This window comes from Stenotrophomonas sp. SMYL41 (assembly GCF_036319965.1).
GTDB lineage: Bacteria > Pseudomonadota > Gammaproteobacteria > Xanthomonadales > Xanthomonadaceae > Stenotrophomonas > Stenotrophomonas maltophilia_R.
The window spans coordinates 35,489-53,063 of record NZ_JAWIRX010000013.1 but is presented as its reverse complement, the minus strand read 5'-3'; the positions used below and the strand labels follow the sequence as shown (position 1 = coordinate 53,063).

Here is a 17,575-nt window from a genome sequence, read left to right as displayed (position 1 = left end):
CGTGAGCGCCATGGGCCCGAGGCATGCCTCGGGCGGGTTGGGCGGGACGCCCAACCCCGGTCTTGCCGTGTGCGCAGGACAGCGCACCCGAGCAAGCGGCGACCGAGCCTACATGGACGTATTCACGGCGTCCCCCCAGCCAACCCACCCTCCCGGCCATCCCCAGAGAACCAGCAAACAACCCACCGCGGAGGGGGCGGCGCCCGATGGCCGGTCTTTCACCCGAACCATGGCATGCTCGGTGCCAAGCCCACCCGGAACCTCCGCCATGCGCCTGTTCACCCGCGTCCTGCCCCTGATGCTGTTGGCCTCCCTGCTGTCCGGCTGCGGTTACAACGCCATCCAGCAGAAGGATGAAGCGGTCAAGGCCAGCTGGTCCGAAGTGCTCAACCAGTACAAGCGCCGCGCCGACCTGGTGCCCAATCTGGTGCAGACCGTGAAGGGCTTCGCCAGCCAGGAAGAGCGCGTGCTGACCGAAGTCACCAACGCCCGCTCGCGGGTTGGCCAGATCAATGTCAACGCCGATGACGAAGCCTCGCTCAAGCAGTTCCAGCAGGCGCAGGGTGAACTCGGCAGTGCGCTGTCGCGACTGCTGGTGGTCACCGAGAACTACCCGGTGCTGAAGTCGGACCAGAACTTCCGCGACCTGCAGGCGCAGCTGGAGGGCACTGAAAACCGCATTACGGTTGCGCGTGGCCGCTACATCCAGCAGGTGCAGGACTACAACACCTACATCCGCTCGTTCCCGCAGGTGATCACCGCCAAGCTCTTCGGCTACAAGACCAAGCCGAACTTCACCGTGGACAACGAAGCGCAGATCTCCAACGCGCCGGCGGTCGATTTCGGCAACGCGCCGCAGCAGCAGCCGGCACCGCAGCCGGGCCACTGACCGATGCGCCTGGCCACTGCGCTGCTGGCCCTGCTGCTGTGGCTGCCGCTGGCGTCGCAGGCGCAGCAGCTGGCGCCGATTCCGGCGCTGGATTCGCCGGTGGTCGATACCACCGGCACGCTGGATGCCGCGCAGAAGCAGGCACTGGTGCAGCAGGCGATCGAACTGCAGCAGCGCAAGGGGAGCCAGCTGCAGGTGCTGGTGGTGCCGACCACCCAGCCGGAAGACATCGCGCAGTACACCACGCGGGTCTTCGACCAGTGGCAGATCGGCCGCAAGGGCGTGGATGACGGCGTGCTGCTGGTGGTGGCCAAGGACGACCGGCGCGTGCGCATCGAGCCGGGCTACGGCCTGGAAGGCGCCATTCCCGATGCCATCGCCAACCGGGTCATCCAGGAATACCTGGTGCCGCGCTTCCGCAGCGGCGACTACGCCGGCGGCATCACCGATGCCACGGCGGTGCTGGTCAAGCTGATCGACGGCGAAACGCTGCCGGCACCGGTCAGCGGCCATCGCGGGCGGGAACCTGGCGGTGGCGGCGATACCTGGTTCCTGGCGCTGTTCATTGGTGTGTTCGCCGGCAGCATCCTGCGCGGCGTGTTCTCGCGCGTGCCGCGACCGCTGCGTGGCCTGCTCGGCGGCGCCGGTGCAGCGCTGGCAGCATTCCTGTTCACCTCCACCCTGCTGGCCAGTGGCCTGGCCGGTGTGGTCGGCCTGATCGTGGCGATGCTCTCTGGCCATCCCGGCCGTTTCGCCGGTGGCGGCGGCTGGGGCGGTGGCAGCCGGGGCGGGGGCGGTTTCGGCGGCGGCGGTGGATTCGGCGGTGGTGGCGGCTGGGGCGGCGGCGGTGGTCGTTCGGGCGGCGGCGGTGCTTCGGGAGGCTGGTGATGATCCAACGTCTGTGGCGTCACGTGTTTTCGCCGTCGGTACGGCGCGCCTTCCCACCCGCCACGCTGCAGGCGATCACCGAGGCCATCGCGGCCGGTGAGCAGCGCCATGGCGGGCAGGTGATGTTCGCGGTGGAAGCGGACCTGCCGCTGGGTGCGCTGTGGCACAAGGTGACCCCGCGCCAGGCCGCCGAGCATGCCTTTGCGCGCCTGCGCACCTGGGATACCACGCACAACAACGGTGTACTGATCTACCTGCTGCTGGCCGATCACGCGATCGAGATCGTCGCCGACCGTGGCCTGCAGGGCCGGGTCAGCCCGGCGCAGTGGCAGCGGGTCTGTACCCACCTGCGCGAGGGCCTGCGCGGTGCCAATGTGGTCGAGGCGCTTCAGGATGCGATCGACGAGGTCTCCACCCTGATCGAGGGGCACTTTCCGGCCTCGATGCGGTCAGACGATGACGGCCTGCCCAACACGCCCCAGCTCCTTGGTTGAGCCGGGGCGGCACTGGCCCGAGAATAGGCGTTCAACCGCAAGGCACCTTCCATGATCTATTTCCACGACATCGACCCCATCGCCCTTTCGCTGGGGCCGATCAAGGTGCATTGGTACGGCATCATGTACCTGCTCGGCTTCACTGCAGCCTGGCTGCTGGGCCGCAGGCGCATCGCCCAGGGCCGCCTGCCGGGCGTCGATGCCAACGGGTTCTCCGACCTGCTGTTCTACGCGATGCTGGGCGTGGTGCTGGGCGGGCGCATCGGCTACATGCTGTTCTACGCGCTGGGCGATTTCCTGCACAACCCGCTGCTGCTGTTCAAGGTGTGGGATGGCGGCATGAGCTTCCACGGTGGCCTGCTGGGCGTGCTGGGCGCCTGCTGGTGGTGGTCGCGCAAGCACACGCTGCATTTCTTCGACACCATGGATTTCATGGCGCCGCTGGTGCCGCTGGGCCTGGGCTTCGGCCGTATCGGCAACTTCATCGGTGCCGAGCTGTGGGGCAAGTACACCGACGGTACCTGGGGCGTGGTGTTCCCGTCCGGCCTGCCGGCACCGCTGAACCAGCTGGACCATGCGACCCTGCAGGCGCAGTTCGCGACCGGCGCGCTGAATCAGTTCGCCCGCCATCCCTCGCAGCTGTATGAAGCGTTCCTGGAAGGCCTGGTGATGTTCGTGGTGCTGTGGACGGTGTCGGCCAAGCCGCGTCATCGCTATCTGGTCGGTGGCCTGTTCGCACTGATGTACGGCCTGTTCCGCTTTGCGGTGGAGTTCGTGCGCATGCCCGACAACGGCGTCTACGTGGCCTTCGGCTGGCTGACCAAGGGCCAGATCCTGTGCGTGCCGCTTATCGTGTTCGGCCTGGTGCTGCTGGTGATGTCGCGCCGCGCGCCGGTGCTGCAGCCGCAACCGCCGGTGGCCGCGGAGGGCAAGGCATGAAGGCCTACCTGGATCTGCTCTCGCATGTGCTTGAACACGGCGCCGAGAAGAGCGACCGCACCGGTACCGGTACCCGCAGCGTGTTCGGCTGGCAGATGCGCTTCGACCTCAACAAAGGCTTCCCGCTGGTCACCACCAAGAAGCTGCACCTGCGCTCGATCATCCACGAGCTGCTGTGGTTCCTGAAGGGCGACACCAACATCGGCTACCTGAAGGACAACCAGGTGCGGATCTGGGATGAGTGGGCCGACGAGAACGGCGACCTCGGCCCTGTATACGGCAAGCAGTGGCGCAGCTGGGCCACCGCCGATGGCCGCGAGATCGACCAGATGCAGTGGCTGGTGGACGAGATCAAGCGCAACCCCGATTCGCGCCGGCTGGTGGTCAGCGCCTGGAACGTGGGCGAGCTTTCGCAGATGGCGCTGATGCCGTGCCACAACCTGTTCCAGTTCTACGTGGTGGACGGCAAGCTCAGCTGCCAGCTGTACCAGCGCAGCGGTGACATCTTCCTCGGTGTGCCGTTCAACATCGCCAGCTACGCGCTGCTGACCCACATGGTGGCGCAGGCCACCGGCCTGGGCGTGGGCGACTTCGTGCATACCCTGGGTGACGCGCACCTGTACTCGAACCACTTCGAGCAGGCGCGCGAGCAGCTGTCGCGTGAGCCGCGCGCGCTGCCGAAGCTGTGGTTGAATCCGGAGGTGACCGACCTGTTCGGGTTCCAGTTCGACGATATCCGCATCGATGGTTATGACCCGCATCCGGCGATCAAGGCGCCGGTGGCGGTATGAGTACCCGCCTGATTTCCAGGGGCCTGCTGGCGCTGTGCGGCCTGCTGCCGCTGGCCATGGTGCAGGCCACACCGGCCGACGCGCTTCCGCTGGCCCGGCAGGTCAATGAGCAGATCGTGCACAAGCACATGCGCGAGGAAGTGCAGGCGTTCGCCCGGGCATTCAACGGCAGCACGATGCTGCCCCAGGATGTGCCGGAAGGGTGCCGGGCGCAGATGCGTGAGGCGGTAACCGGCATGTACGCGGCGATGACCGAGCACCTGAAGGCGGGCGTCGAGGATCCGGCTTATCAGCGTGAGCTTGAACAGCGCCTGGCCACCGTCTACACCAGCGACCAGCTGAAGGCGTTCCTGGCACGTCGTGCCGGCACCGACAACGCGGCGTTGTCGGCGGAGATCCTGTCGGGACCGGGCCTGAAGGAGATCGAGGAGGCGCAGAAGCAGAAGATCATCAGCGGCCTGGATGAGCAGTCCACCTCCAGCCCGGCGCTGGCTGCAGCATTGCAGGCCGCCAGTGCCGCGAACGCGGCCTGCGAACGCCTGCAGATCGATGCCAGCTGAGGTGGTCGGACCGATGAAACTGTCGATGATCGTGGCGTTGGATCGCAACCGTGGCATCGGCCAGGGCAATGCCATGCCCTGGCACCTGCCGGACGACTTCAAGCACTTCAAGGCGCTCACCCTGGGCAAGCCGATCCTGATGGGGCGCAAGACCGCCGAATCGATCGGCCGCGTGCTGCCGGGGCGGACCAACCTGGTGCTGACCCGCAGCGGCCAGGTACCGTTCGAGGGCATGCGCGCGGTGGCGTCGCTGGACGAGGCGAAGGCGATTGCCGAAGGCGAGGGCGCCAGCGAGCTGTGCATCATCGGCGGCGGCGAGATCTTCCGCCAGCTGCTCGGCCAGGCCAGCGACCTGTACTTGACCTGGGTGGATGCCGAAGTGCCTGCCGACACGCATTTCCCCGACGTGGATGTGCAGGACTGGCAGGAAGCGAGCAACGAGCCGCATGCGGCCGATGAACGCCACGCCTACGCATTTCGCTTCGTGCACTACGTGCGCCGCTGATCGCAATGCAACTGTAGCGCCGAGCCATCGTCGGCTGCTTTCCGCGGGCACATCCCGGAGCCGAGCAGGGCTCGGCGCGACAGGATTGCCTACGGCATCCGGTAGTGCCCGATGATCGCGTGCTGGAACAGCAGGTTCTCTTCACGGGTGCCGCGCGCGATGTTGTGCAGTACCAGCGGCGTGCCATTGTCCAGCCGCCGGTCGGAGACGATGCCCACGTGCAGCAGGCCATTGCCGTTGAGCTTCCAGGCAACGATGTCGCCAGCCGCATAGTCGGTGGCGAGGGCGGTGATCGGTTGCTGCCAGCCCTGCCGTTCGAACCAGCGCATCAGGTTCGGCACGCGACGATGATCGATGTTGCGGTCCGGCCGTGACAGGCCCCAGATCGCCGGATAGGCACTGAAGTTTCCGCGCATGTCCTCATGCACGCGTGCCTGCAGGTCCAGGCCCTGGCTGCGCAGGGCGCGCACCACCACGTCGGTGCACACGCCGCGATCGAGCGGGACGTCGCCGCCGGGATAGGCCAGCACCTGGTAGGCGGGATCGTAACGGGTGGTCACGCCGATCTGCGCGCGCGCTGCGGCCACCAGTGGCGGCGAAGGCGCCTGCGGCTGCGTCGGCCCAGGTGCAGCACCATCCGCAGCCGTGGGAGCAGGCGGCGAGCCGGGCTGGCAGCCGCTGGCCAGGGCCAGCGCCAGCAGCAGCACCGTCCATGGTGCCCAGCCGCGCCGCGTCATGCCTGCGGCGGGGGGCTGTTGTTGGTGCCGCCACCCGTGCCGCTCCCACCGCCACCGCCGCCACGACGGCGACGACGGCGCGGGCCACGGTTGCCCGGGTTCGCAGCGGCGGCGTTGCCACCACCCTGTTCCTTGCCCTGCGCCGCAGCGGTGGGGCGCTCGTGCGCCGGTCGCGCTGGCGGGCGGGCGTTGGGCACCGGCGCGGGGACATCGCGGCCCGGCACCTGCACCACGCGCAGCTCATCGGTATCGAGCTGGATGGCGGTCAGCTTGCCGCCCCACACCGCACCGGTGTCGATGGCGTGCACGCCCTGGGTGATGGTCAGGCCCAGCGCCGACCAGTGGCCACAGACGACCTTGAGGTCGCGCTCGACCCGGCCCGGCACTTCGAACCAGGGATACAGCCCCTGTTCCTGCGTGCCCGGCGTGCCCTTGTCCTCGATGCCGATGCGTCCCCGCGGGGTGCAGTAGCGCATGCGGGTGAGCACGTTGATGATCGCGCGCGAGCGGTCGTAGCCGGACAGGTTCGGGGCCCAGCTCGGCTTGTCGCCGTACATGTTGCGGAACAGCTTGCGGTAGCCGGCACCATGCAGCTGCACCTCGACCTCGGCGGCATGCTTCTCGGCCATCTGCGTGGTCCACTTCGGCGCCAGGCCGGCGTGCACCATCATCCAGCCAAGCTCGCGATCGACGTGCACCAGCTTCTGCAGGCGCAGCCAGTCCAGCAGTTCGTCGCGGTCCTCGGCCTGCACGATGCGCAGCAGGTCCGGGTTGACCTTGCGCTGTTCCTCTTCGGTGCGTGCACCGACGGCCAGCAGCGAAAGATCATGGTTGCCCAGCACCACCACGCTGTGCTCGCGCAGCGAATGCACCAGCCGCAGCGTTTCCAGCGACTGGCCGCCACGGTTGACCAGGTCGCCACAGAACCACAGGGTGTCCTGCGCCGGGTCGAAGCGGATCTTCTCCAGCAGTCGCTGGGTGACGTCATAGCAGCCCTGCAGGTCGCCGATCGCCCACACACTCATCGTTCGGCCTCCGTGTCAGTGCAGGGTACGCGGGATGGCCAGCACGAACGGTGCGACCTGCGCGGCAAATTCGGTGCCATCGTCGGCGACCATGTCGTAGTGGCCCTGCATTGTCCCGTGATCGGTCCCCAGCATGACACCGGACGTGTAACGGAAGTCTTCACCGGGGCGCAGCCGCGGCTGCTCGCCGATCACCCCGTCGCCATCGACATGCTCGACACGGCCATTGGCATCGGTGATGCGCCAGTGGCGTGCGACCAGGCGTGCCGCGACCCGCCCCTGGTTGTGGATGCGGATCGTGTAGGCGAACGCAAAGCGACCGTCTTCCGGCGCGGATTGATCGTCGAGGAAGCGCGGCGCGACTTCGACGGAGATGGCATAAACGTCAGCGTCTTCCATACCGGCAGTGTAATCAGGAGGCATTGGCCAAAGCGATGAATTCGGCCACGTCCAGCTGTTCGGCGCGGGCATCGGGACGCACGCCGGCGGCGATGAACTGCTCGGCGGACACCACGTTGTTCAGGGCATTGCGCAGGGTCTTGCGGCGCTGACCGAAGGCGGCCTTGACCACCTCGGCGAAGCGCTTGTGGTCGTTGATGTTGATCGTGGCCGGGTCACGCGGCACCAGCCGCACCACGGCCGAATCGACCTTCGGCGGCGGCCGGAACGCGCCCGGCGGCACCACGAACAGCGAGGTCACCTGGCAGTAGGCCTGCAGCATCACGCTGAGGCGGCCATACACCTTGCTGCCGGGGCCGGCCGCCATGCGGTCGACCACTTCCTTCTGCAGCATGAAGTGCATGTCGCGGATGACCGCGGCATGCTCCAGCGCATGGAACAGGATCGGCGAGGAGATGTTGTAGGGCAGGTTGCCGACCAGGCGGATCGGCTGGCCGTCGGCCAGTTCCGTGAAGTCCACCCGCAGCACGTCGCGGTGAACGATGGCCAGCTCGCCCAGCGGCGCAGCGGCGGCGGTCAGCGGTGCGATCAGGTCGCGGTCGAACTCGATCACTGTCAGCTTCGGGTGCACACGCAGCAGCGGCAGGGTGATCGCGCCCTGGCCGGGACCGATCTCGACCAGGCGGTCGCCCGCTTTCGGGTTGACCGCCATCACGATCTTGTCGATGTAGTGGCGGTCGGCCAGGAAATGCTGGCCAAGCTGCTTCTTGGCCGGGGCGGTAAACACCGGGCCGGAGGGAGAATGCGGGGAATTCATGCGCCCAGTGTACGTTGCCGCGCAAGCTGCGCACACAACGACGTTGCTGCCTGCAGGCTGGAGGGATCGGCGATGCCGCGGCCGGCCAGGTCCAGCGCGGTGCCATGGTCCACGGCCACGCGTGGGTAGGGCAGGCCCAGGGTCAGGTTGACCGCCTGTTCGAAGCCGGAGTACTTCAGCACCGGCAGGCCCTGGTCGTGGTACATCGCCAGCACGGTGTCGAAGCCGGCCAGCTTGGCCGGAAGGAAGGCGGTGTCGGCAGGCAGCGGCCCGATCAGGTCCATGCCCTCCGCGCGCAGGCGCTGCAGCAGCGGGATGACCAGGTCCAGTTCCTCGCGGCCCAGGTGGCCGTCTTCGCCGGCGTGCGGGTTCAGGCCGAGCACGGCGATGCGCGGTGCAGGCAGCCCGAACTCGCGGCGCAGCGCGGCATGCACGGTGCGCAGCGTGTGCTCCAGGCCGGGCGCGGTGATCGCATCGGCCACCTCGCGCAGCGGCAGGTGGGTGGTGGCCAGGGCCACCCGCACGACGTGGTTGGCCAGCATCATCACCACCTTCACTCCGGCCTGGTCGGCCAGCAGTTCAGTGGTGCCGCTGTAGGCGATGCCGCCGTCGTTGATGACCGCCTTGTGCACCGGGCCGGTCACCACGCCGTGCAGTTCGCCGGACAGGCAGGCCTGGCCGGCACCGAGCAGGGCACCGATGACCGCGCCGGCATTGGCCGGATCGGCCTGGCCGAAGCGGCTGGGCGCAGCGTTGCGGACGGCGCGCAGGCGCAGATCGCCAGGGACGCGGGCTTCGGCGTCCTCGGGCAGCAGTTGCAGGGGCAGGTTCAGCGCGGCCGCGGCCGCGTGCAGGGTGTCCGGGTCGGCGAAGGCCAGCAGCCGGCAATCTTCACGCGGCTGCTGGACGAGGCGGACACACAGTTCCGGGCCGATCCCGGCGGGCTCGCCCGGTACCAGAGCGAGCTCGGGGCGCATCGGTCAGGACTGCGGCGGGGTGGCGGTGTTTTCCGCGCGGTCGCCACTGCGGAAGCTGACGTAGGCTTCGCCACGCAGTTCCTGCAGGAAGCGGTTGTACTCGTCTTCCAGCTTGCGGCGGCCGATGGTCTCGCGGACCTGGGCACGCTGGTTGTCGGTGGTCACGTCGGTCTGGCGGGTCGCCACGCGCTGCACGATGTGCCAACCGGCATCGGTGCGGAACGGCTGGCTGACGCCGCCGTCCTGGAGTCCTTCCACCTGCTGGCCAAAGGCCGGACCGAACGCATCAGCCGGGAACCAGCCCAGATCACCGCCCTGGCCCTTGCTGTTGTTGTCCTCGGAGGACTCCTTGGCAACGGTCTGGAACTCGGCACCCCCGGCAATGCGGGCGCGCAGGGTGTCGATCTTGGCCTTGGCGGCGGCGTCGGTCTGGTGGTCGTCCACGCGCACCAGGATGTGGCGGCCGTGGAACTCGGTGACCGTGTGATCACCGGCAGCGGCGGAGCTGGCGTCGCGCACTTCCACCAGCTTCAGCAGCTGGAAGCCACTCGGGCCGCGGATCGGGCCGACCACTTCGCCGGGCTTCATCTTCTCCATCAACTGGGCGAACGCGGTGGGAATCTCATCCAGGCTGCGCCAGCCCAGGTCGCCGCCTTCCAGGGCGTTCGGGCTGTCCGAATAGCGCACGGCCGCCGCGTTGAAGTCCAGCTCGCCCTTGTCCAGCAGGGCCTTCACGCCATCGGCCTTCTTCTGGCCGGTGGCGATCTGGTCGGCGTTGGCGCCGTCGGGCAGGGCGATCAGGATGTGCGCCAGGTGGTACTGGTTGCCCACCGTGGCCTGCTGCTTCAGCGCGGCGTCGACTTCACCCTCGCTGACGCTGATGCGGCTCTGCGCGAAGCTCTGGCGCAGGCGCTGCACGGTGATCTCATCACGCACCGAAGCGCGGAAATCGTTGAAGTCGATGCCGTCATGGGCCAGGCGCTGGCGCAGGGCGTCCAGGTTCGAACCATTCTGCTGGGCGATGGCGTTCAGCGCCTGGTTCAGCTCCTGGTCGCTGACACGGATGCCGCTGCCCTGGGCGCGGGCGACCTGCAGCTTGACCAGCACCAGGCGCTCGAGCACCTGGCGGCTGAGCACGTCTTCCGGCGGCAGCTGGTTTTCACGGCCCGCGTACTGCGCCTTGATGTTGGCGATCGCACGCTGGAGCTCGCTCTGCAGGATCACGTCCTCATCGACGACGGCGGCGATGCGGTCAAGCGGCTGCGCCTCCTGGGCAAGCACCTGCAGGGGGGCGGACACGCTGGACACCGCCAGCAGTGAGGCGAGAAGAACGGGGAAGCGCTTGGTCATGGGATCAGGTTCGGATCGTAGTCATCCCGGGTCGCCCCGGTGTTGCTCGGCGGCACGAGATAGAGGTCGTCGCGGTTGTAGCCGAGGATAGCACGGCGCAGGGTACGGTCCGTGTCCTGCCCCAGGGAGCTCAGGCCCTTGAGCACGAACTCCAGCTGGATGGCGTTGTTCATCTCGCCTTCGCGGTTGCGGACGTAGCGGCGCCCGACCACACGCACGGCCAGGCAGCAGCTGTCCCACTGGATGCCGGCGATGATTTCCAGCGGTTCCTTGTCCTGCAGCGAGTAGTAGTAGCGGCCGACCAGGCTCCAGCGCGCATTCAGCGGGTACAGGAACGACAGGTCGGCCTGCTCCAGCAGGGTCCGGTCATGCTTGTTGGCGGTGGCCGGGGCGCCCGAGTTGATGCGGTAGCGGTAGCTGAGGTTGATCACGCCATCGTTGGGCATCAGATAGCGGGCTCGGACGCTGGCCAGATCCTCGCGCTTGTACTTCGGATCCCACTGGTAGGTGGCGCCCAGGGTCCAGCGGTCGTTGATCATGTAGTTGCCGTCGGCGATCCACGCCGACTTGCCCTTTTCCACCGGCGCGCCGCCCGGGGTGACGGTGACCCGCGACTCGTCGAAGTACTGGATCTGGCCGATGGAGGCCGAGAAGCGTTCCTTGCCGGTGGTCTGGTCGATGAAGCGGGTACTCAGCGCCATGGTCAGCTGGTTGGCGTCGTTCTGGCGATCGGCGCCGGTATAGCGCGAGTCGCGGAACAGCTGGCCCCAGCTGAAGGTGAAGTCACGGGTATCGAAGATCGGCAGTTCATCCTGGTTGCGGTAGGGCGTGCGCAGGTAGAACAGCCGCGGCTCCAGGGTCTGCAGGAACGACTTGCCGCCGATCCTGGTCTCGCGATCGAAGAACAGGCCGGCGTCGATGCTGCCGATCGGCAGGCTGCGGCTGGGCGAGGTGTTGCCGCGCAGCTGCTCCGGCGTGGCCGTGTTCGGGTCGATGCCCTGCGAGCGCAGGATCTGGCCGCGGATGCCGTTCACGCCATCAACCAGGCCGCGGTCCAGCTGGTAACCGGTATAGCGGTAGGCCAGCGTCGGCGTGACATACCAGGCCGCGCCGCTGATCGGGAACGACACGTAGGGCTTCACGTCCAGGCGCGAGCCGCCGCTGACACCGATGCCGTTGGTCTGACGGCTGCCATTGCGGGTGTACTGCAGGTCGGGGCCCGCATCTGCGCCGTACTTGAAGTTGATGTCGTCGTGGGTGAAGCGCACGGCTTCGGCGTAGACGCCGGTTTCCAGCCACGGCAGGACCGGCTTGTCCCAGTTGAGGTACAGGCGCGGCTGGCGGTTGTAGGCCAGCGCACTCTCGTTGAGGGTGTAGTCGGTCAGCTGCCAGCGGTCGGCCATGATGCCGGCCGTCCAGTTCCTGCCGGTGCCGTACAGACCGATGGTGCTCTGCAGGTTCGACGCGGTGACCCCCACCAGGCGGTTGGCGAAGTCTTCGACATAGCGCTCGTCGCTGACCCAGGCCAGGTTGGCGCGGGCCTGCCAGTGGCTGTCCACGTTGTGGTAACCGCTGAACATCACCCGGCCGCGGTCGCGGTCGCGCAGCTTGTCGTTGGGCATGAACGCGGTCAGCAGTTCGCCGCGGCCGCCGTTGTAGAGGTAGCGGAACTCGTTGTCGAGCATCAGGCCGCGCCGGCTCATGTAGCGCGGGGTCAACGTATCGTCGTAGTTCGGCGCCAGGTTGAAGTAGATCGGCTGGGCATAATCGAAACCGTTGCGCCCGGACATGCCCAGCTGCGGGAACAGCAGGCCGGTCTTGCGGCGGTCATCGATCGGGAACTTGAAGTACGGCGCCCACAGGACCGGCACCTTGCCGATGCGCAGCACGGCGTTGCGGGCGGTGCCGAAGCCCTCGTCGTTGTCCACTTCGATCTGCGGCGCCGACAGCTTCCACACCGGCTGCGACGGGTCGCAGGTGGTGTAGGTGGAGCGGTGCATCTGGCCGACCGCGCCCTGCAGGTCGACCGACTCGGCGTCGCCGTTGCCGCGACGCGACACCAGCTGGTACTTGATGTCGGTGATCTTGTGGGTGTCGCTTTCCTGGTTGCCCTCGGCGCGCTTGGCGACCATGCGGATCGAGGAGTCCTGGTAGCGGACATTGCCGTCGGCGATGTAGTTGCCGCTTTCGGTATCGAAGCTGAGCTTGTCGGTACCGACGAACTGGTCGCCGCGGCGCAGGGCCACGTTGCCTTCGTACTGCGGCACGGTGGTGGTGCCCAGCAGCTGGTCGCCCTCGATGTCGGTGGGCTGCTGATCGCGCGCGGCGCTGGCGGCGGCCTTGTCCTGCCCCGGGACCGGGGTAGGGGCATCGGTGAACGCGGGAATCACGTCGGTCGCCGGGCACAGGCCCCAGTTGAGCGGCTTTTCATCGGCCATTGCCGGCAGGCAGATGGCGATGCTCAGAGGCAGGGGAAGCAGGCGGAGGGCTCGGCGCACGCGGTTCGGATTCGGGCGAAAACGGACGGTAGCTTGCCCCATCCCTTGCATAGGGGCAATGAAGGGCGGCGGGTCCTGCCGGTTCGGGTTCATCCGGAGACGCTGCCTGGAGGGGGCGGCAGCAGCGCCCGGACATGGGCCACGCTGCACTCGGCAAGGGCCTGCAGGTCATAGCCGCCTTCCAGCATCGAGACCACCCGGCCGGCCGCATGGCGGCGTGCCAGTGCATGCAGTTCACGGGTGATCCAGGCGAAATCGTCGGTTTCCAGCATCAGATCGGCCTGCGGGTCGCGCAGGTGGGCATCGAAGCCGGCCGAGATCAGCAACAGCTGCGGGCGGAAGTCGTCGATGGCCGGCAGCATCTCGTCGGCCCACACATTGCGAAAGCGGAAACCGCCACTGCCCGGCGGCAGCAGGATGTTCATCAGGTTGCCGGCACCGCGGTCGCGGCGCAGGCCCGAGTTGGGGAACAGCCCGGCCTGGTGGGTGCTGTAGTAGGAGACCCGGGCGTCGTGCTGGAAGATGTCCTGGGTGCCGTTGCCATGGTGGACATCGAAGTCGACCACCGCGATGCGCTCCAGGCCATGGCGGTCACGGGCGTAGGCGGCGGCGATGGCGATGTTGTTGAGCAGGCAGAAGCCCATCGCGGTGCTGCTGGTGGCGTGGTGGCCCGGTGGCCGCACCGCGCAGAACGCCAGCGGGTCTTCGCCCAGCATTACTGCATCTACAGCGGCCACGCCGGCGCCAGCGGCGTGCACGGCGGCACTGGCCGAGCCGGGTGAGGTCCAGGTGTCCATGTCCAGCTGGCGCAGCGGCACGGTCTGCGGCTGCAGCACGAAGTCGAGCAGGGCGCTGTCGTGGACCCGGGTCAGTTCACCGAACTTGGCCGGCGGCGCCTCGCGCCAGTCCAGTTGGCCGGGGAATGCGGCGTGCAGGGCATCCAGGACATGCTGCAGGCGTTGCGGGCACTCCGGATGGCCGGGGCCGGGGTCGTGCAGCAGGCAGGACGGATGGGTAAAGACCAGCATCGTGCCGACTCAGCGCTGGCGCTGCTGCGGCTGCCACAGCGCTTCGCCGTGGCCATCGGCACGGGCCAGCACGCGGGCCAGCACGAACAACAGGTCCGACAGCCGGTTGAGGTACTGCAGCGCCTCGCTGCGCACGGCTTCGTGGCGGGCCAGGGTGACCGTCTCGCGCTCGGCGCGGCGGACGATCGTGCGCGCCAGGTGGCAGCGCGCGGCGGCCTCGCCACCGGCCGGCAGGATGAATTCCTTCAACATCGGCAGGCTGGCGTTGTAGTGGTCCAGCTGCTGTTCCAACGCCGAGACATCGGCGGCGTGGATCGCGGCGTGGCCGGGGATGCACAGTTCGGCGCCCAGGTCGAACAGCTGGTGCTGCAGATGCACCACCAGCGCGCGGACATCCTCGGGCAGCGCCGTGGCCAGCAGCAGGCCGAGCGCGGCATTGGCTTCATCGACGGTGCCGTAGGACGCCACGCGGGCGTCATCCTTGGCCACGCGCTGGCCGTCGCCAAGGCCGGTACTGCCGTCGTCGCCGGTGCGGGTGTAGATGCGCGAGAGGCGATGGCCCATGGCGCGGCTCAGTGGCGGATGTCGCGGCGGGCCTGCTGGAGCTTCACTACCTGCTCCACGGCCAGCTGCAGGGCGGCGCCGAGCGCCACGTAGATCGCGGTGGTGCGCAGGTACGGCCCGAACCACTGTGCGTAGTTCTGTGCCCAGCCGGCCAGCGTCGGTTCGGCCACGTTGCGGCTGGTCCAGTAGAAGCCGCCCTGCGCCAGCAGGTGGCAGACCGCCACCGAGGCCACCAGCAGCAACGCGCCCTTGGCCAGCACCGGCCAGCGTGCCCCCTGGTAGTTGCGGCCCAGCAGCATGCCGCCGGCCCACAGCGAGAAATAGGCCGGCAACAGCAGCCAGTAGCCCGGCGACACGCAGTAGTGCTGCCAGAAATCCAGGCCGCTGCTGCGGATCACGATCCAGTCCACCAGCACCGCGAACACCATCAGCAGCGGGAACGCCCAGCGGGTCCAGCCGGCCAGATAGAAGCCACCGATGAAGAACACCGCCCAGGAGGCATCGGGAATCGCCGCGAAGTGGTTGACCCGGGTCGCCGCCAGCAACAGCACGAGTACGGACAGGACGAAGGCACGGTTGGCGGTGGCGGACATGGCAGCGGGCCCGGAGCGGATTCAGGTTTCATTCTAGCCCGCCGCGCCGGTTGGCGCAGGTCGGGGAGCGTTGGGTGTTCGGGCGGGGCGAGCGCGTATCATGAACACCATGAGTGAACGACATGACGTGCTGATCGTCGGTGGCGGCCTGGTAGGTGCCAGCCTGGCCATTGCCCTGGACCGGCTGGGCCGCGATGTGGGCCTGCTCGAGGCCAGCCCGGCCGGCGAGCTGCCGGCGGTGTTCGACCAGCGCAACCTCAGTTTCGCCGCGGCCACCGTCAACGCGCTGACCGCGCTGGGGGTCATGCAGAAGCTGGCGATGGCGCCGGGCCCGATCCGTCGCATCCACGTCAGCCGCGCCGGTGATTTCGGCCGCGTGCAGCTGGAGGCTTCCGACTACGACCGGCCGTGGTTCGGTCAGGTGGTGGTGGCGCGTGACTTCGGCCAGGCGCTGGAAGCACGGCTGCAGGAGCTGCCGCAGCTGCGGCGCTACCGGCCGATGCGGTTCCTGGGCCTGGGCGAGGTGGTCGACGGCTACCGCCAGGTGCGAGTGGCCGACGAGGCCGGCGAGCGCATGCTGCTGGCACGGCTGGTGGTGGGCGCCGATGGCACGACCAGCGGCGTGCGCGGGGCGTTGGGCATCGAGGTCGACCGGCATGATTTCCAGCAGACCCTGTTCGTGGCCCGCGTGCGCAGCCAGCGCGCGCCGGACGGCACGGCCTGGGAGCGCTTCACCGATACCGGCCCGACGGCCCTGCTGCCGCGTGGCGATCGTCACTTCGGCACCGTGCACGGCGTAGCGAGCGATCAGGCCGATGCGGTGATGGCACTGGACGATGCGGCCTGGCTTCAGCGCCTGCAGGATGCGATCGGCTGGCGTGCCGGCCGCCTGCTCGAATCCGGCCCGCGCAGTGCTTACCCGCTCATCCAGGTGCTGGCGCGCGCATTGGCCGGTGAACGCACGGTGCTGCTCGGCAATGCCGCGCAGACCATTCATCCGCTGGGTGCGCAGGGCTTCAACCTGGGCCTGCGCGATGCGCTGACCCTGGCCGAGCTGCTGGAGGATGCGCATGAGGATGCCGGCAGTGATGCGCTGCTGCAGGCCTATGTCGCGCGCCGCGAGGAAGACCGCCGGCAGACGGTGGCGTTCTCCGGTGGCCTGGCACGCCTGACCAGCAATCCGGCGCCGCTGATGCGGCCGCTGCGCAGCCTCGGCCTGGTGGCCGCACAACGCGCCTCGGTGCAGTCGATGCTGGTCGGCGGTGCGATGGGCTTCCGTGGCGAAGTGCCGCGGCTGTGCCGTGGAGAAGCCGCATGAGCCGGCGCGCGCGCCTGGACGTGGCCATCGTCGGCGGTGGCGTGGTTGGTGCCACCTGTGCGCTGGCGCTGGCCGATGCCGGTCTGTCGGTTGCACTGGTGGAGGGCCGCGAGCCTGCGCCATGGCGGGCTGCACAGCCGGACCTGCGGGTGTTCGCCTTCGCCGCTGACAACGTACAACTGTTGAACCGTCTGGGTGTGTGGCCGGCCATCGCGCAGGCCCGCGCATGGCCCTACCGGCGCATGCAGGTGTGGGATGCCGCCGGTGGCGAGGATCTGTTGTTCGACGCCGACCGCTTCGGTCGGCGCGAACTGGGCTACATCGTCGAGAACGGCCTGCTGCAGGATCGCCTGTGGTCGGCACTGCCGGCCGCAGGCATACAGCTGCATTGCCCGGCGCGGGTGGATGCGCTGGAGCAGGACGCGGACGGTGTGCGCCTGCGCCTGGATGACGGGCGCCGCCTGGAAGCGGCGCTGGCAGTGGCCGCCGACGGCGCCGAATCGACCCTGCGCCAGCTGGCCGGACTCGAGGTCGAGCGCCATGACTACCACCAGCGTGGCGTGGTGGCCTATGTGGACAGCGATCTTCCCAACCAGGCCACGGCCTGGCAGCGCTTCCTGCCGAGCGGGCCACTGGCGTTGCTGCCGGTGGCCGAGCGTCGCAGCTCGATCGTCTGGACCCTGCCCGAGGATGACGCGGCACGTGTGCTGGCGCTGGATGAGGACACCTTCAACCGTGAACTGACCCGCGCCTTCGCTGCACGCCTGGGTGAACTGCGGCTGGCATCACCGCGTGCGGCATTCCCGCTGCGTCGCCAACTGGCCCGCCACTACGTGGCCGGCCGCGTGCTGGCGCTGGGTGATGCGGCGCACGTGGTGCATCCGCTGGCCGGGCAGGGCGTGAACCTGGGCCTGCGCGATGTCGCCGCCCTGCAGCAGTGGCTGGCGCCATCGGCCGAACGCCGTGGCCAGCCGCGGCTGTCGCCGCAGCGGCTGCAGCGCTGGGCACGCGAACGGCGCAGCGACAACCACATCGCCGCTTACAGCTTCGATGCGATCAACCGCCTGTTCTCCAACGACGAAATGCATCTGACCCTGGCCCGCGGACGCGCGCTGGGCTGCGTCGGTAAATGGCCGCCGCTGGTGCAGGCATTCTGGAAGCGCGCCGCCGGCGTCTGACGCAAAAAGGGGACGGAGGGGATTA

The 17,575-nt window shown here is 68.4% G+C and carries 18 protein-coding genes and 1 pseudogene; 9 read left to right on the top strand and 10 right to left on the bottom strand.

What is annotated here, in order from left to right:
* The first annotated feature begins 268 nt into the window (after positions 1-268).
* From V3B30_RS15270 to V3B30_RS15240, 7 genes are read left to right on the top strand one after another with little or no spacing between them, the layout of a single operon-like run.
* Positions 269-889 carry a LemA family protein gene (locus V3B30_RS15270; protein ID WP_100471327.1) on the top strand — a complete coding sequence of 207 codons (621 nt, stop codon included), beginning with the start codon at positions 269-271 and terminating at the stop codon, positions 887-889.
* A 3-nt stretch (positions 890-892) separates the two neighbouring features.
* The gene (locus V3B30_RS15265; RefSeq protein ID WP_262083305.1) at positions 893-1,777 is read left to right on the top strand and encodes a TPM domain-containing protein; all 885 of its coding nucleotides are present in this window, start codon (positions 893-895) and stop codon (positions 1,775-1,777) included.
* A complete protein-coding gene (locus V3B30_RS15260) occupies positions 1,777-2,271 on the top strand; it encodes a TPM domain-containing protein (RefSeq protein WP_100471329.1) in 495 nt (164 codons plus the stop codon). The genes V3B30_RS15265 and V3B30_RS15260 overlap by 1 nt, the downstream gene beginning before the upstream one ends.
* A 51-nt stretch (positions 2,272-2,322) precedes the next feature.
* On the top strand, positions 2,323-3,210 hold the full coding sequence (gene lgt / locus V3B30_RS15255; RefSeq protein WP_262083304.1) for a prolipoprotein diacylglyceryl transferase: 888 nt from the start codon (positions 2,323-2,325) through the stop codon (positions 3,208-3,210).
* The gene (locus V3B30_RS15250) at positions 3,207-4,001 is read left to right on the top strand and encodes a thymidylate synthase (protein ID WP_100471331.1); all 795 of its coding nucleotides are present in this window, start codon (positions 3,207-3,209) and stop codon (positions 3,999-4,001) included. The genes lgt and V3B30_RS15250 overlap by 4 nt, the downstream gene beginning before the upstream one ends.
* Positions 3,998-4,561 (top strand): hypothetical protein, encoded by a 564-nt coding sequence (locus V3B30_RS15245; protein ID WP_262083303.1) that lies wholly within the window; start codon positions 3,998-4,000, stop codon positions 4,559-4,561. The genes V3B30_RS15250 and V3B30_RS15245 overlap by 4 nt, the downstream gene beginning before the upstream one ends.
* A 13-nt stretch (positions 4,562-4,574) precedes the next feature.
* A complete protein-coding gene (locus V3B30_RS15240) occupies positions 4,575-5,066 on the top strand; it encodes a dihydrofolate reductase (RefSeq protein WP_262083302.1) in 492 nt (163 codons plus the stop codon).
* Positions 5,067-5,155: 89 nt separating this feature from the next.
* On the opposite strand, the gene V3B30_RS15235 is transcribed toward V3B30_RS15240, so the two are convergent.
* The 10 genes and pseudogenes from V3B30_RS15235 to V3B30_RS15190 all read right to left on the bottom strand — a co-directional run bounded on the left by V3B30_RS15235 (position 5,156) and on the right by V3B30_RS15190 (position 15,054).
* On the bottom strand, positions 5,156-5,803 hold the full coding sequence (locus tag V3B30_RS15235; protein WP_262083301.1) for a DUF1287 domain-containing protein: 648 nt from the start codon (positions 5,801-5,803) through the stop codon (positions 5,156-5,158).
* Positions 5,800-6,828, bottom strand: a complete 1,029-nt coding sequence (locus tag V3B30_RS15230) for a symmetrical bis(5'-nucleosyl)-tetraphosphatase (RefSeq protein WP_100471334.1) — start codon at positions 6,826-6,828, stop codon at positions 5,800-5,802. Before V3B30_RS15230 ends, V3B30_RS15235 begins: the two co-directional genes overlap by 4 nt.
* Positions 6,829-6,843: 15 nt before the next feature.
* Entirely contained in the window at positions 6,844-7,227 is a 384-nt protein-coding gene (apaG, locus tag V3B30_RS15225) for a Co2+/Mg2+ efflux protein ApaG (RefSeq protein WP_100471335.1), read from the bottom strand.
* 13 nt (positions 7,228-7,240) lie between these two features.
* On the bottom strand, positions 7,241-8,044 hold the full coding sequence (gene rsmA, locus V3B30_RS15220; RefSeq protein ID WP_262083300.1) for a 16S rRNA (adenine(1518)-N(6)/adenine(1519)-N(6))-dimethyltransferase RsmA: 804 nt from the start codon (positions 8,042-8,044) through the stop codon (positions 7,241-7,243).
* Positions 8,041-9,021 (bottom strand): 4-hydroxythreonine-4-phosphate dehydrogenase PdxA, encoded by a 981-nt coding sequence (gene pdxA, locus V3B30_RS15215; RefSeq protein WP_262083299.1) that lies wholly within the window; start codon positions 9,019-9,021, stop codon positions 8,041-8,043. Before pdxA ends, rsmA begins: the two co-directional genes overlap by 4 nt.
* A gap of 18 nt (positions 9,022-9,039) precedes the next feature.
* Positions 9,040-10,371: pseudogene (locus V3B30_RS15210) on the bottom strand (peptidylprolyl isomerase); the annotation flags it as partial.
* On the bottom strand, positions 10,368-12,869 hold the full coding sequence (gene lptD / locus V3B30_RS15205; protein ID WP_262083297.1) for an LPS-assembly protein LptD: 2,502 nt from the start codon (positions 12,867-12,869) through the stop codon (positions 10,368-10,370). The gene lptD and the pseudogene V3B30_RS15210, both read right to left, overlap by 4 nt.
* 89 nt (positions 12,870-12,958) lie before the next feature.
* Positions 12,959-13,897 (bottom strand): histone deacetylase family protein, encoded by a 939-nt coding sequence (locus tag V3B30_RS15200; protein WP_262083296.1) that lies wholly within the window; start codon positions 13,895-13,897, stop codon positions 12,959-12,961.
* A 9-nt stretch (positions 13,898-13,906) separates the two neighbouring features.
* On the bottom strand, positions 13,907-14,461 hold the full coding sequence (locus V3B30_RS15195) for a cob(I)yrinic acid a,c-diamide adenosyltransferase (RefSeq protein WP_014036041.1): 555 nt from the start codon (positions 14,459-14,461) through the stop codon (positions 13,907-13,909).
* A gap of 8 nt (positions 14,462-14,469) precedes the next feature.
* Positions 14,470-15,054 (bottom strand): hypothetical protein, encoded by a 585-nt coding sequence (locus V3B30_RS15190; protein WP_087921583.1) that lies wholly within the window; start codon positions 15,052-15,054, stop codon positions 14,470-14,472.
* Between the two features lie 109 nt (positions 15,055-15,163).
* On the opposite strand from V3B30_RS15190, the gene ubiH reads away from it, so the two are divergent.
* Both ubiH and V3B30_RS15180 read left to right on the top strand, forming a co-directional pair.
* A complete protein-coding gene (gene ubiH / locus V3B30_RS15185; protein WP_100471341.1) occupies positions 15,164-16,372 on the top strand; it encodes a 2-octaprenyl-6-methoxyphenyl hydroxylase in 1,209 nt (402 codons plus the stop codon).
* A complete protein-coding gene (locus tag V3B30_RS15180) occupies positions 16,369-17,550 on the top strand; it encodes a UbiH/UbiF family hydroxylase (RefSeq protein ID WP_262083295.1) in 1,182 nt (393 codons plus the stop codon). Before ubiH ends, V3B30_RS15180 begins: the two co-directional genes overlap by 4 nt.
* Positions 17,551-17,575: the final 25 nt, after the last annotated feature.

Bases quoted from the DNA above. Each gene is read 5' to 3' on its own strand.
- V3B30_RS15250 (WP_100471331.1), top strand. From the start codon at position 3,207: ATGAAGGCCTACCTGGATCTGCTCTCGCATGTGCTTGAACACGGCGCC.
- V3B30_RS15240 (WP_262083302.1), top strand. From the start codon at position 4,575: ATGAAACTGTCGATGATCGTGGCGTTGGATCGCAACCGTGGCATCGGC.
- V3B30_RS15235 (WP_262083301.1), bottom strand. From the start codon at position 5,803: ATGACGCGGCGCGGCTGGGCACCATGGACGGTGCTGCTGCTGGCGCTG.
- V3B30_RS15245 (WP_262083303.1), top strand. From the start codon at position 3,998: ATGAGTACCCGCCTGATTTCCAGGGGCCTGCTGGCGCTGTGCGGCCTG.
- V3B30_RS15260 (WP_100471329.1), top strand. From the start codon at position 1,777: ATGATCCAACGTCTGTGGCGTCACGTGTTTTCGCCGTCGGTACGGCGC.
- V3B30_RS15230 (WP_100471334.1), bottom strand. From the start codon at position 6,828: ATGAGTGTGTGGGCGATCGGCGACCTGCAGGGCTGCTATGACGTCACC.
- V3B30_RS15200 (WP_262083296.1), bottom strand. From the start codon at position 13,897: ATGCTGGTCTTTACCCATCCGTCCTGCCTGCTGCACGACCCCGGCCCC.
- V3B30_RS15270 (WP_100471327.1), top strand. From the start codon at position 269: ATGCGCCTGTTCACCCGCGTCCTGCCCCTGATGCTGTTGGCCTCCCTG.
- V3B30_RS15265 (WP_262083305.1), top strand. From the start codon at position 893: ATGCGCCTGGCCACTGCGCTGCTGGCCCTGCTGCTGTGGCTGCCGCTG.
- V3B30_RS15180 (WP_262083295.1), top strand. From the start codon at position 16,369: ATGAGCCGGCGCGCGCGCCTGGACGTGGCCATCGTCGGCGGTGGCGTG.
- ubiH (WP_100471341.1), top strand. From the start codon at position 15,164: ATGAGTGAACGACATGACGTGCTGATCGTCGGTGGCGGCCTGGTAGGT.
- rsmA (WP_262083300.1), bottom strand. From the start codon at position 8,044: ATGAATTCCCCGCATTCTCCCTCCGGCCCGGTGTTTACCGCCCCGGCC.
- apaG (WP_100471335.1), bottom strand. From the start codon at position 7,227: ATGGAAGACGCTGACGTTTATGCCATCTCCGTCGAAGTCGCGCCGCGC.
- V3B30_RS15190 (WP_087921583.1), bottom strand. From the start codon at position 15,054: ATGTCCGCCACCGCCAACCGTGCCTTCGTCCTGTCCGTACTCGTGCTG.
- pdxA (WP_262083299.1), bottom strand. From the start codon at position 9,021: ATGCGCCCCGAGCTCGCTCTGGTACCGGGCGAGCCCGCCGGGATCGGC.
- V3B30_RS15195 (WP_014036041.1), bottom strand. From the start codon at position 14,461: ATGGGCCATCGCCTCTCGCGCATCTACACCCGCACCGGCGACGACGGC.
- lgt (WP_262083304.1), top strand. From the start codon at position 2,323: ATGATCTATTTCCACGACATCGACCCCATCGCCCTTTCGCTGGGGCCG.